The organism is Roseateles sp. P2_H4, from assembly GCF_056403315.1.
The window spans coordinates 41,560-54,674 of record NZ_JBFUFR010000013.1; the positions used below are offsets into that span (position 1 = coordinate 41,560).

Annotated in this window: 10 protein-coding genes; 7 read left to right on the plus strand and 3 right to left on the minus strand. The window is 65.7% G+C overall.

Annotated features, from left to right (window positions below):
* The first annotated feature begins 1 nt into the window (after window position 1).
* Both AC1DW3_RS11710 and AC1DW3_RS11715 read left to right on the plus strand, forming a co-directional pair.
* Complete coding sequence (locus AC1DW3_RS11710) at window positions 2-1,384, plus strand: TolC family protein (protein WP_477931484.1); 1,383 nt, start codon at window positions 2-4, stop codon at window positions 1,382-1,384.
* Between the two features lie 64 nt (window positions 1,385-1,448).
* Window positions 1,449-2,234: a glutaminyl-peptide cyclotransferase gene (locus tag AC1DW3_RS11715; RefSeq protein ID WP_477931485.1), complete on the plus strand. Its 786-nt coding sequence runs from the start codon at window positions 1,449-1,451 to the stop codon at window positions 2,232-2,234.
* A gap of 10 nt (window positions 2,235-2,244) precedes the next feature.
* Here the strand turns inward: AC1DW3_RS11715 and AC1DW3_RS11720 are convergent, their stop codons facing one another.
* Both AC1DW3_RS11720 and AC1DW3_RS11725 read right to left on the minus strand, forming a co-directional pair.
* Entirely contained in the window at window positions 2,245-2,700 is a 456-nt protein-coding gene (locus AC1DW3_RS11720; protein WP_477931486.1) for a DUF4440 domain-containing protein, read from the minus strand.
* 121 nt (window positions 2,701-2,821) lie between these two features.
* Window positions 2,822-4,000, minus strand: coding sequence for an acyl-CoA dehydrogenase (locus AC1DW3_RS11725; RefSeq protein WP_477931487.1), 1,179 nt, complete (start codon window positions 3,998-4,000; stop codon window positions 2,822-2,824).
* 152 nt (window positions 4,001-4,152) lie between these two features.
* Between AC1DW3_RS11725 and AC1DW3_RS11730 the strand changes: the two genes are divergently transcribed.
* From AC1DW3_RS11730 to AC1DW3_RS11740, 3 genes are all read left to right on the plus strand, one after another.
* Entirely contained in the window at window positions 4,153-5,046 is an 894-nt protein-coding gene (locus AC1DW3_RS11730; protein WP_477931575.1) for a LysR family transcriptional regulator, read from the plus strand.
* Between the two features lie 97 nt (window positions 5,047-5,143).
* Window positions 5,144-6,400, plus strand: a complete 1,257-nt coding sequence (locus AC1DW3_RS11735; protein ID WP_477931488.1) for a hypothetical protein — start codon at window positions 5,144-5,146, stop codon at window positions 6,398-6,400.
* Between the two features lie 188 nt (window positions 6,401-6,588).
* Window positions 6,589-7,365, plus strand: a complete 777-nt coding sequence (locus AC1DW3_RS11740; RefSeq protein ID WP_477931489.1) for a GH12 family glycosyl hydrolase domain-containing protein — start codon at window positions 6,589-6,591, stop codon at window positions 7,363-7,365.
* Window positions 7,366-7,382: 17 nt separating this feature from the next.
* Here the strand turns inward: AC1DW3_RS11740 and AC1DW3_RS11745 are convergent, their stop codons facing one another.
* The gene (locus tag AC1DW3_RS11745) at window positions 7,383-9,320 is read right to left on the minus strand and encodes an ATP-binding protein (protein WP_477931490.1); all 1,938 of its coding nucleotides are present in this window, start codon (window positions 9,318-9,320) and stop codon (window positions 7,383-7,385) included.
* A 417-nt stretch (window positions 9,321-9,737) separates the two neighbouring features.
* Between AC1DW3_RS11745 and AC1DW3_RS11750 the strand changes: the two genes are divergently transcribed.
* Both AC1DW3_RS11750 and AC1DW3_RS11755 read left to right on the plus strand, forming a co-directional pair.
* On the plus strand, window positions 9,738-11,438 hold the full coding sequence (locus tag AC1DW3_RS11750; RefSeq protein ID WP_477931491.1) for an AIPR family protein: 1,701 nt from the start codon (window positions 9,738-9,740) through the stop codon (window positions 11,436-11,438).
* Between the two features lie 520 nt (window positions 11,439-11,958).
* Window positions 11,959-13,086: an ABC transporter substrate-binding protein gene (locus AC1DW3_RS11755; protein WP_477931492.1), complete on the plus strand. Its 1,128-nt coding sequence runs from the start codon at window positions 11,959-11,961 to the stop codon at window positions 13,084-13,086.
* Window positions 13,087-13,115 lie beyond the last annotated feature (29 nt).

The following is a 13,115-nucleotide window of genomic DNA, read 5'->3' on the forward strand; positions in this document are numbered from 1 at the left end:
CATGAAACTGACCGCCATCACCCTGGCCACCGCGCTGCTGCTCGCCGGCTGCGCGCTTGGCCCGACCGTCAAGGCTCCCGAAGTCGCCACACCCGTGGCCTGGAGCCTCGCCAGCGGCGACGCCACGCCCGACTGGGCCGGCCTGCTCGACCCCCAGCTCGCCGCGCTGCAGGCGCGCGCGCTGGAGGCCAATCGCGACATCGCCCGCGCCGCGTACAGCTGGCGCCAGGCCGAGCTGCTGGCCGAGCAGAGCGCCCTGCGCTGGTTGCCGAGCGCCGGCGTGTCGGCCAACGCCAGCCGCCCTCTCGAGACGCAGAGCAGCACGCGCAATGTCGACATCGGCGGCGTCACGGTGCCCGTCACCACGTCCACCGGCTGGAGCCGCAGTTACGGCGCTTCCGTCGGCATCGGCTACGAGCTCGACCTGTGGGACCGCCTGGCCCAGACCACCGCCGCCCAGCGCGCCCAGGCCGAAGCCGCACGCACCGACATCGCCGCGGCCCGCCTGCTCATCCGCAGCCAGGTCGCCGAGGCCTACTGGACGCTGGCCGCCATCCGCGCACAGCGCCCTCTGGCCGAGGACCAGCTCGCGCTGACCCGCGAGACGCTGGAGCTGACCCGTGCGCGTGTGCGCGAGGGCAAGCTGCTGCCCATCGAGCTCGACAAGATCGCCGTCAACGTGCAGGCCGCCGAAACGCGCCTGGCCGACCTCGCCGCCGATCAGCTCCTGCAGCGCCAGCGCCTGGCCCTGCTGCTCGACGAAGCCCTGCCCGGCCCCTCACCCGAGGCCGCCCTGCCCGGCAACGCGCCCCCGCGCTGGCGCCTGGCCGAGCCCGCCGACGTGCTGGCCCAGCGGCCCGATGTGCAGCGCGCCCGCCTCGGCGTGGACACGGCCCTGGCGCGCCTGCGCGTCAGCGAGGCCGAGCGCTACCCGCGCCTGAGCTTCTCCGCCGGCATGAGCACGGGCGGCACCAGGGCGAGCGACTGGCTGTCGCAGCCGCTGGCCTCCTTCGCCGCCAACCTCGCCGTGCCGCTGATCGACTGGCAGCGCCTCAATCTGCAGCGCGACGGTGCCCGCACCGAACTCGACAGCGCGGCCCTGGCCCTGCGCGACACGCTGCAGAAGGCGCTGGCCGACATCGAGACCCAGCGCATCGAGGCCGAGCGCTCGGCCCAGCAGCTGCAGGCCAATGCCGGCCGCCTGAAGGAAGCGGTGGAGAACGAACGCCTGGCCAAGCTGCGCTACGAAGTCGGTGCCATCTCGCGCGCCGACTGGCTGCAGATCCGCAGCACCGTGCTCGACGCCGAGCAGACCCGCATCGGCCTGCGCCTGCAGCAGTGGGTCAGGCAAGCGGCCCTGTTCAAGTCGCTCGGCGGCGCGTAAACGACGAAAGCAAAGAACTGCTGCTGAAAGCTCCGTCTCTTTGGCTTCGGCTAGGCTGACGACCATGCGTGTTCATCTCTCGTCTCTCCTGCCGCGCCGCGCCGCCCTCGTCCTGCTGGCTACCGCACTCGCCGCGCCCGTCTTCGCCGCCACGCCCGTGCAGGGCTTCAAGGTCATCAAGACCTACCCGCACGACGCCGACGCCTTCACCCAAGGGCTCTTCTTCCACGACGGCTTCCTGTTCGAAGGCACCGGCCTGCGCGGCCGCTCCAGCATCCGCAAGGTCGAACTGGAGACCGGCAAGGTGGTTCAGCAGGTCGACCTGCCGCAAGACGTCTTCGGCGAAGGCATCTCGCAATGGGGCGACCGCCTGATCGGCATCACCTGGACCGAGCAGACCGCCTATGTGCTCGACCTCAAGACCTTCAAGCTCTGGCGCAAATTCAGCTACCCCGGCGAGGGTTGGGGGCTGACGCACAACGACAAGGAGCTGGTCATGAGCGACGGCAGCCCCGAGCTGCGCTTCCTCGACCCGCTGACCTTCAAGGAGCTGCGCCGCGTGCGCGTGACGGCCGACGGCAAGCCTGTCGACCAGATCAACGAGCTGGAATGGGTGGAGGGCGAGGTGCTGGCCAACATCTGGCAGACCGACCGCATCGCCCGCATCGACCCCAAGACCGGCCGCGTGACCGGCTGGATCGACCTGGGCGGCCTGCTGCCCGACAACCTGCGCAGCAGCCCGGATGCCGTGCTCAACGGCATCGCCTACGACGCGAAGAAGAAGCGCCTGTTCGTGACGGGCAAGCTGTGGCCGAAGCTGTTCGAGATTCAGCTCACCAGGCAGCGCTGAGCTTCAACGCTCAAGTCCCGAAGTCGAACACGATCTCCCACCCGCCGGCCGCCTTGCGCCGCCAGGTCGACTGGAAGCGGCCGACCTGCTTGCCCTCGGGGTCTTTGACCGGGCCGGTGGTGCGGGCCAGGTCGCCGCTGGGCAGCACCAGGGCCAGGTCGGGCCCCCAGCTGAAGGGCGGCTTGGGCGCCGTCAGCCAGGCGTTCCAGGCCTTCATGACAGCATCGGGCCCATACAGGGGTTCCTTGCCCATCCAGACGGTGTCCGCCGCCAGGAAGCTGCGGAAGGCCGCGAGATCGCGCGCCGCGAACGCCGCGGCAAAGGCCGTCTCGGTGGCCGACACCTCGGCCACGCGCTTGGCGATCTCATCGGCACTCGGCCAGGAGGCCGCTGAGGCCGCGGAGGCCGTTCCGGCAGCAGCAGGCAGCGTGGCGGCGGCGAGCAGGGCGTTGCGGCGGGTCGTCATCGCGGTCTCCTAGGTTGGAAGACCGTCAGCATGCCTCGCGCCGCCGCCCCTGCCTCAAGTAACCCGCTGAATCGGTTGGGGACGGAGCTGGCCTGACAGCCAGGTCCATCCCGCAAAGTCATCAGAATGCCGCGATCCCCGTGATCGCACGCCCCAGGATCAGCGCATGGATGTCATGCGTGCCCTCGTAGGTGTTGACGACTTCGAGGTTGACCAGATGGCGGGCGATGCCGAACTCGTCGGAGATGCCGTTGCCGCCGAGCATGTCGCGCGCCATGCGGGCGATGTCCAGGCTCTTGCCGCAGCTGTTGCGCTTCATGATGGACGTGATCTCCACGGCAGCCGTGCCCTCGTCCTTCATGCGGCCCAGGCGCAGGCAGCCCTGCAGGCCCAGCGTGATCTCGGTCTGCATGTCGGCCAGCTTCTTCTGCACCAGCTGGTTGGCGGCCAGCGGCTTGCCGAACTGCTTGCGGTCCATCGTGTACTGGCGGGCGGTGTGCCAGCAGTCCTCGGCCGCACCCAGCGCGCCCCAGGCGATGCCGTAGCGGGCGCTGTTCAGGCAGGTAAATGGCCCTTTCAACCCACGAACTTCAGGGAAGGCGTTCTCTTCGGGGCAGAACACCTTGTCCATGACGATCTCGCCGGTGATGGAGGCGCGCAGACCGACCTTGCCGTGGATGGCTGGGGCGCTCAAGCCCTTGGCACCCTTCTCCAGCACGAAGCCACGGATCTGGCCGCCATCATCCTTGGCCCAGACGACGAACACGTCGGCGATGGGGCTGTTGGTGATCCACATCTTGCTGCCCGTCAGCTCGTAGCCGCCGTCGACCTTGCGGGCGCGGGTGATCATGGAGCCGGGGTCGGAGCCGTGGTTGGGCTCGGTCAGGCCGAAGCAGCCGATCCACTCGCCGCTGGCCAGCTTGGGCAGGTACTTCTGCTTGGTGGCCTCGTTGCCGAACTCGTTGATGGGCACCATCACGAGGGACGACTGCACGCTCATCATCGAGCGGTAGCCCGAGTCCACGCGTTCCACCTCGCGGGCGATCAGGCCGTAGCTCACATAGTTCAGGCCGGCGCCRCCGTACTCGGCGGGGATGGTCGGGCCCAGCAGGCCCAGTTCGCCCATCTCGCGGAAGATGCTGGCGTCGGTCTTCTCGTTGCGGAAGGCCTCCAGCACGCGCGGGCGCAGGCGGTCGGTGCAATAGGCCGCGGCGGCGTCGCGCACCATGCGTTCATCGTCGGTGAGCTGCTCGTTCAGCAGCAGCGGGTCGTCCCAGTGGAAGCTTGCCTTGGTGGCCATGGTGGTGTCCTCGTTGATTGGGTTCGGCCAGGCGATGAGCCAGGGCGCGTATGGCGCCCAGTATTCCTCCGAGCGCGATTCGTGTCCAATTCAAGAAACGACTTCGACGATTCGCCATGCCTATCGCAAAGACAAGGGACACCGCCCGCTCACTGGAGTTCCGCCATCTGCGCTACTTCATCGCGCTGGCCGAGGAGCTGCACTACGGCCGCGCCGCCCAGCGCCTGGCCATCTCCCAGCCGCCGCTGTCGGTCGCCATCCAGCAACTGGAGGCCAGCGTCGGCGCCCGCCTCTTCGACCGCGACAGCAAGGGCGTGCGCCTCACGCCCGCGGGCGACACCTTCCGCAGCAGCGCGCAAGCCCTGCTCGACCGCGCCGAGGACGCCTGCGCCCTCGCCCGCGAGGTGCAGGCCGGCGAGGTGGGGCGGTTGCGCCTGGGCTTTGTCGGCTCTACGCTGTTCAACGGCCTGTCCGCCTGGCTGCAGGCCTTCCAGGCCGGCCACCCCAAGGTCGAGGTCGTCGTCGTGGAGCTGAACTCGCAGGACCAGATCGACGCGCTGCTGGGTGAAGAACTCGACCTCGGCCTCGTCCACACCGACCGCCTGCCGCCCGCCCTCACCTCACAACCGCTGTACAGCGAACCCTTCCTCGCCTGCCTGCCGGCCAACCATCCCAGCGCCAAACTGAAGAAGATCCCGCTGGCCACGCTGAGCGACCAGCCCTTCATCCTGTTCTCCCGCAAGGGCTCGCCCGACTACCACGCGCGCATCGTCGAGATCTGCCGCCAGCACGGCTTCTACCCGCGGCTGCAGCACGAGGGCCGGCATTGGCTGTCCGTCGTGTCGCTGGTGTCCCAGGGCCTGGGCGTGAGCATCGTGCCGGCGGCCTTCCAGCGCGCGGGCGTGCAGGGGGCGGTGTTCAGGCCGCTGCTTGAGGCCATCGAGGCGTCGGCGGTGTTTGCAGCGTGGCGCAAGGATTCGGCCGGCGTGCTGAGAGAGCAGTTCCTGGCCGCGATGCCGGCCTCGACCGCCAGTAGCGCGCCCTGAGATGCGCTGGCAGCCTACAGCCTGCTGACCCGGGCGGGCCGCACTTGTCACCATCCATTGCAGCTCGCCCGGCCGGGAAGTTGTAACTTGTTGGCGAATGCAAAACATCCTCAACAAGAACACCGGCCCTCTCCTGCTGCTGGCCGCATCCATCGGCCTGACGGCCTGCGGCGGCGGCGGCGGCTCGGCTGCACCCGCGCCCGCTCCAGCGCCAGCTCCGTCTCCCCCGGCGTCGGCCCCCGCACCGGAGCCCACACCTGCTCCCACGCCCGCGCCTTCACCGGCACCCACTCCCGCCCCCGCGCCTGGCGCCGCGCCGCAGATCGCCAGCTGCGATGTCTTCCCAGCCACGGCGGTGTTCAACACGCGCATCGACGACGCGCAGCGCTTCCCGGTGCATGCCAGCAGCGCGACGTGGATCGCCAGCATCGGCGGCACGCGCGCCTTCCACCCCGACTGGGGCACGAACGACAACCCGCAGCAGCCGGCCGACTACTACGGCATTCCGTACAACGTCGTCGACGGCACCATCGCCACCACGTATTGGCCCCTGGTCTCCTTCAACCCCACCGACCCGCGCGCCGGCAGCGGCGACAGCGCGCCCGACGAGAGCGACTGCGCAGTACCCGCTGGCGATGACAACTACGCCCTCGTGCGCAACTGCACGACGTTCAGCGAGCCCTACCGCCGCTTCCCCTTCCCGCGCGACAACCTCATCAAGGCCGAGGCCGGCGCCTGCAACGACGCCCGGCAATGCGGCGACCGCCACGTCCTCATCGTCGAGCAAGGCATCTGCAGGCTGTGGGAGAGCTACGCCAGCTACCAGCTCAATGGCCAGTGGTACAGCTACTCGACGGCCGCCTGGAACCTGAAGAGCAACGACATGCGGCCCGACACCTGGACTTCAGGCGACGCCGCGGGCCTGCCCATGCTGCCGCTGCTGGCGCGCGCCGCCGAAGCCAGCGCGGGCGACATCCGCCATGCCCTGCGCGTGACGCTGCGCGACAGCGTGCTGGCCCGCAGCCATGTCTGGCCGGCACGCCACCACGCGGGCGGCGACACGGCGGGCGGCGTGCCCTTTGGCGCGGTGCTGCGCCTGAAGGCCAGCTTCGTGCCGCCGGCCTCCTGGAGCGCCCAGGCCAAGGCCCTCGCGGTGGCCATGCAGCGCTATGGCCTGTACGTGGCCGACATCGGCTCCGACCTCTATGTGCAGGGTGAGCCCAGCGCGCAGTGGCAGGACGCCACCATTTCCAACCTCAAGACCCTGCACGCCTCGGACTTCGAGTTCGTCGACATGGGCGTGATCACCCGCGACAGCCGGTTCAGCCCGAACTCTTTCCAGGGCAGCTGGTAGTCACACAAGCCCTCGCCGTGCGCCTCGTGGCGCATGAAGCCACGCCGGCGGCCTGGTTCGGTGGGGTCGGGTAAGCCCGATGGTCGAACTAATTGTTCGGGGCTCGAATTAATTCGCCCATGACAACGCTGCCATCCACAACGGCTGCGGTCGCGGGCGATGACCCCTTTCAACCATAACGGAGACATATGAAATCAATTCACCGCGCGTTGGGCGCAGCCGCCTTCGTCGCCCTGGCTCTCGCATCCACGAGCGCCCGAGCCGCCACCTGGGCCGCCTCCTCGCCTGCCACGGCGTCCTGTTCAGCCACCAACCTGTTCGCCACCTGGACCTACGGCAAGTACACCTTCAACAACGACGTCTGGTCGCCCTGCGGTGGCGTGGCCGCCGGCGCGCAGACGATCTGGGCCAACACGAATGCCGATTGGGGCGTGTGGTCCGACCAACCCAACACCGGCGGGATCAAGTCGTACCCGCACATCGGCTACACGGTCAACCGCACCATCAGCTCGCTGTCGCAACTGTCGTCCACCATCTCCGCCACCACGCCCTCTGGCGGCGCCTGGGAGTCGGCGTTCGACATCTGGGTGGGCAACAACGCCCACGAGATCATGCTGTGGCTCAACTACACCGGCACGGCCGGTGGCTGCGGCAACGTCAAGCCCATCTCCTACAACTGGACCGCGCAGGGCTGCGCCATCCCCGTCTACACCAACGTCAACGTGGGCGGCGCCACCTGGAATGTCTACCGCGGCAACAACGGCGCCAACATGGTCTATTCCTTCCTGCGCACCACGAAGACGAACAACACGACGATCGACGTGCTGGCCGTCCTCAACTACCTGAGGAACCTCGGGTGGATGGCCGACCTGGTCGTGGGTGACGTGCAGTACGGCTTCGAGATCACGTCGTCATCGGGCGGCATGAACTTCGGGTCGAAGAACTTCTCCGTCACCGTGAAGTAGGCGGCGGGCCCGCGCCCTCAGCCCGGCGCGCGGCCGGCCTTGGCGGCCAGCAGCGCGTCCACCGCGGCGTAGTCCACCGGCTTGACGAGATGGTGGTCGAAGCCGGCCTCGATGGACCGCTGCCGGTCGTTCTGCTGGCCCCAGCCGCTGGCCGCGATCATCAGCACGCCGCGCCCCCAGGGCGTCTCGCGCACCTTGCGGCACAGCTCGTGGCCGGTCAGCCCCGGCATGGCGATGTCCACCAGCATGGCCTGGGGCTGGAACTCCTGCGCGATCGCCAGCGCCGAGAGGCCGTCCACGGCGGTTCTCACCTCGTTGCCGCACAGGGCCAGCAGCGCCGACAGGCTTTCCGCCGCGTCGGCGTTGTCGTCGGCCACCAGCACCCGCAGGCCCGTGCCCGCAAAGCTCGCCTGCACCGTATCGGCGGGCTGGGGCGCCAGCACCGCCTGCCCGGCCAGCGGCAGCCGCACGACGAACTCGCTGCCCCGGCCCAGGCCGGCGCTGTGGGCCTCGACGCTGCCACCGTGCCGCTCCACCAGCTGCCGCACCAGCGTCAGGCCAATGCCCAGGCCGCCGCCCACATGGTCGTGGGAGCGCTGCACCTGGGCGAACATGTCGAACACGCTCTCCAGCATGCCGGGCGCGATGCCGATGCCGTCATCGCGCACCGACAGCACCGCCACCTCGGCCTCGCCCTGCAGGCTGACCTCGATGTGGCCGCCATGCGGCGTGAACTTGGCGGCGTTGTTGATCAGGTTGGACAGCACCTGGATGAGGCGCGTCTCGTCGGCCTCCACCACGCAATCGCGCTCGGGCAGACGCGCCACCAGGCGGTGCCCGGCCTGCTCGACGCCCGCATGGCTGGCCTCGACGGCCTGCCGCACCACGTCCATCAGCGACAGCGGCTCGCGTTTCAACTCCACGCTGCCGCGCGTCAGCCGCGACAGGTCCATCAGGTCGTCGATGAGGTGCACCATCTGCGCCATCTGGCGCTCGATGATGTCGCCGCTGGACTCGAGGATGCGCTCGTCGTGCCGCGCGCGGCGCTGCAGCGTCAGCGCATTGCGGATGGCTGCCAGCGGGTTGCGCAGCTCGTGCGCCAGCGTCGCCAGGAACTCGTCCTTGGCCTGGTTGGACCGGGCCAGCGCCTGCGCCAGCTCGCGGTACTTGGCCTCGCTGGCCCGCAGCGCGGCATCGGCCGTCTCGCGGTCCGTCACGTCCGCGCCCTCGACGAAGATGCCCGTCACGCTGCCGTCGCGGCCCTTGATCGGCTGGTAGACAAAGTCCACGAAGCGCTCGGCGCCGGGCGCGCCCGGGCTGCCCTGGTAGCTGAATTTCGCGCCCTTGGCGATATAGGCCTCGCCGCTCGCGTAGACGCTGTCCAACAGGGCCTGGTAGCCCTGCTCCACCGCTTCCGGCAGCGCCTCGGCCAGCGTCTTGCCCACCACGTTGCGGCCGCCCACCAGCTTCAGATAGCTCGGGTTGGCGATCTCGAAGCGGTGATGCGGGCCGCTGAGCAGCGTCATGAAGGACGGCGCCTGCTCGAACAGCTGCCCCAGTTGGTCGCGCTCCGCGGCCATGCGCTGGTTGGCCAGCACCTGCTCGGTCGTCTCGGTGCACACCACCAGCACGCCGCCGATGCCGTGCGGGCTGTCCTCGTCGTCGATGGGGCTGTAGCTGTAGGTCCAGTACACGTCCTCGCGCCGGCCATGCCGCGTGATCGGCACCAGGTGGTTCACATTCCACGTCGCGCCGCGGCCGGCGCGCACCTGCTCGATCTGCGGGCCGATGATGGGCCAGATCTCCTCCCACACCTCACGCGCCGGCCGGCCCAGCGAGCCCGGGTGGCGCTCGGGGCCTATGCATTCGCGGTAGGCGTCGTTGTAGAGGCAGGCGTTCTCGTCACCCCACCAGATGTACATCGGGTGGCCGGTGTTCAGCATCAATCGCACCATGGCGCGCAGGGGCTGCGGCCAAGATTGGGGCGGGCCGAGCGGCGATGCAGCCCAGTCGTGCGCCCGCATCAGTGCGCCCATTTCGCCGCCGGCGGAGAGGAAGGCGGGGGAAGCCGAGGGGGCGTCCTGGGGCGGGGTGGGGATCGAAGGAGGTTGCATCGTCCGGCTGGGGTGGCGTGGGGATTGTGAGGAGTCAGGGAGACAAAAGCGACAAGACAAACGGCGCGCCCTTTACGCCGTAATGCACATGACGTCCTCTTGATTCGATCGACTGACATGTCGATGATTTAACGGCCCGTCCCAGTGCAAACACCAATTAGACACGCACCACCGTTCTCAGATCATCATGTAACAGCGTCTAGCTCCCGACCTTAAACCAGGGGCCCCGCTGACTATTCAGACCGAAAGGGTAGACGTGTGGACAGAATAATCAAAGCTCATTTAGATCAATTTTCCAGGGAACAAGCCATCGAATCTGAAGAGGAGAGCGTTCGATTCGAAAAGTTTGCCAACTTTGCGATTTTGCAGTCGCTGGTTGCGAAAAGACTTGACGTCGAATTAGTCACTACAGGTGAAGATGATGATGGAACGGACGGCGTCGCCATTATTATTAACGAAGAACTCGTCGTGGGAGCGCAAGAGGCTAGCGCTGCGCTATCAAATGACCGAAAGAACAACGACGTTCAGCTTGTTTGCATTCAATCCAAAACGTCATCGTCAATTGATCTTGGCGACTTTCTAAAATTCAAGGAATCAATTCTTAGATTAATCTCAGAAGAAACTTACGGCGCTGCAAATCAAATACAAAAAGATGCACGCGAAGCATTGGACGTAGTTATAGCAAACGTATCAAAAATCCGGAATGGCCGCCCCAACATAAAGGCATTCTTTGTCACCGCGGGGAACAACACACCTCAACAACCCCAAAATTCGGCTCTGAGCAACGCCAAAAATGAACTCGAGAGGACAAAGTGCTTCAATAGCATCACATTGGAGTTTGCCAATGCCGAACTACTCATTAGGGAATGGGTTGCTTCCTATAGCAGCATTGAGGTGAATCTTGAAATGCACTCTCATGCGGGCCTGCCGCAAATTGATGGAATCGAAGAGTCATACCTTGCCGTAATCAAGGCAAGCGAGTTCGTGGACAAGCTGTTGGTTTCGAATGACGGAAACATCCGCTCCCAACTCTTCGAAGACAATGTCCGGCATTATCTAGGCGAAAGCAACGATGTTAATTCCTCAATTGCCCGAACCATCGCAGACCCACTAAAGAGATCAAGGTTTCCAGTCTTAAACAACGGCATTACCATCGTCAGCCCAGACGTTGTCGTGCGGACAAATAAGTTATTCATTAGAGATCCACAGATTGTTAATGGATGCCAGACGTCGCACGTTCTGTTTGAGAACAGAAATTCCATTAGCAGCGACATGATGATTACGGTCAAAGTTGTGGAAGCCGAGGACGAAGATGTCTATGCGGACCTAGTGAGAGCCACGAACTCACAGAGTCAAGTGGAGGGGCGCCAGTTCTTGTCGTTGAGCCCGATGGCCAGAGAGATTGAAAACTATTTCAACACCTATGAAGGGGAAGACGGCCGACTCTATTTTGAGCGAAGACTCCGACAATACGTTGGGAAAAGCGTTCCAGCTTTAAGGGTCATTGATTTGGATACGGTTGCTCGCGCATTCGCGGCTATGTATTTGCGGCGACCAGACTTGGCCTTCAAATATCCGCAGGCCATGTATGAGCAACTGGAGACTCAGCTTTTCTCCGAGAGCAACAAAGCAATCCTTTATTATGCAAGTGCACTTGTTATATACAGAATTCATGTACTCACATCAAGCAGCGCAATCACCAGCGCCGTGCGCAAGTACAAATGGCATGTTCTGCCCCTAGTTGCAGCAAAGCTGGCCGGAAAAAACATACCAAGCCTCAATGCCAAAAAAGCGGAGTTGTACGCCAACAAGATAATTAGCGTCTTTAAGACCCAATCTCAGGCTGTGAATGATGTGCTAATTGAATGCGTAAACGCCGTGCTCGCATTGAACGAATTGAGCACGGACAAACTCCGGCGACAAGGAACAATTGCTGAACTACTAGAGGCGATTGATTGACAGCAGTTGGACTGCATAGCGCGGATCGGGGTCAGGTCTTAAATCTAAAGTACCAGGGTACCAAAGGGCCGGTCGCCTCGACCGGCCCTTGGCTTTGTATTCGGCTGTTGGCTGCTTTCGCCCTACCCCTTTGGAGCCGCCGAGCATCGCAGGGCGTCGAGGCGCGTGCGCAGCACGCTTCGTGAACTGACTCCGCGCAACTGTTTGACCAGAGCGTAGCGGCGGGAGTTTTGCGCGGGCCTCGGCGACCGAGAAGCGCAGGGAACCCCTCGCACCGCGAGGGGCGGCGGAACCGGGGCGGCTTCTTTGCCTACTTTCTTGGGCGTCCAAGAAAGTAGGTCGCCCGCCGGGGCGAACTCCCGGCTGGGCCTCACGCGACAAGGTGCTCCTGCGACATAAGCACTATCCACATCGCGGCAACCTCCAAAGCGCCGCCCGCACATGCTTGAATGAGCGCTCCCGCGCGCAGGCCGCCAACAACCAGAGCCCGCCGCAGCCAGGGGCAGCCAGGAGACAAACCATGACCACACTTCGGCAGCAGGCCAGCCGCCTTTTCGCCATCGCCGTCACGGCAACAGCCGCCCTCGCCACCACCCTCGCCCACGCCGACCTCACCATCGGCCAGACCGCCGGCCACACCGGCCAGGTGGCGGCCAGCGTGGGTGAGGCAACCAAGGGCGCCAAGCTCTACCTGGACATCGTGAACGCCAGCGGCGGCGTCAATGGCCAGAAGATCACGCTGGTGTCGCTGGACGACAAGTTCGACCCCAAGATCGCCGTCACCAATGCCAAGCAGTTGATCGACCAGGGCGTCATCTCGCTGTTCCTGAACCGCGGCACGCCCCACACCCAGGCCATCATGCCGCTGCTGACCGAGCACAAGGTGCCGCTGGTGGGGCCGTCCACGGGCGCCATGGTGCTGCACAAGCCCGTGCACCCCTGGCTGTTCAATGTGCGCGCCACCTACCAGCGCGAGGCCGAGCGGGCCATCGAGCACCTGAGCCTGATCGGCATGGAGCGCATCGCCATCGTGCAGGTGGACGACTCCTTTGGCGACGACGCCGTGCAGGGCGCCATGGCCGGCCTCAACAAGACCAACAAGAAGCCCGTGGCCCACGAGAAGTACGACCGCGCCAAGCCCGACTTCAGCGCCATCGTGCCCAAGCTGCTGGAGAAGCAGCCGCAGGCGGTGATGTTCATCGGCTCAGGCACGGCCGTCGTGGCGGGCATGAAGGCGGTGCGCGCCGCGGGCTCGAATGCGCAGCTGGTGACCCTGTCCAACAACGCCTCGATGGGCTTCATCAAGGACCTGGGCGACATCGGCTACGGCGTCATCGTCAGCCAGGTGTTCCCCTATGAGCGCTCGATCGCCAAGCCCATCATCAAGGAGATCTCCGAGGCCGCCCAGAAGGCCGGCGTGGACCTGACGCCCACCGTCGTCGAGGGCTATGTGTCGGCCAAGGTGCTGGTGGAAGGCCTGAAGCGCGCCGGCAAGCAGCCCACCCGCCAGAGCCTGCGCGATGCGCTGGAGAACATGGGCCGCTTCGACGTGGGCGGCATCGAGGTGGGCTACGGCCCCAAGGACCACAGCGGCCTGGACTATGTGGACCTGGCCATCATCGACCAGAGCGGCAAGTTCCGGCGCTAGGCCGCACCGAGGACGGCGCCGCTGCGCGC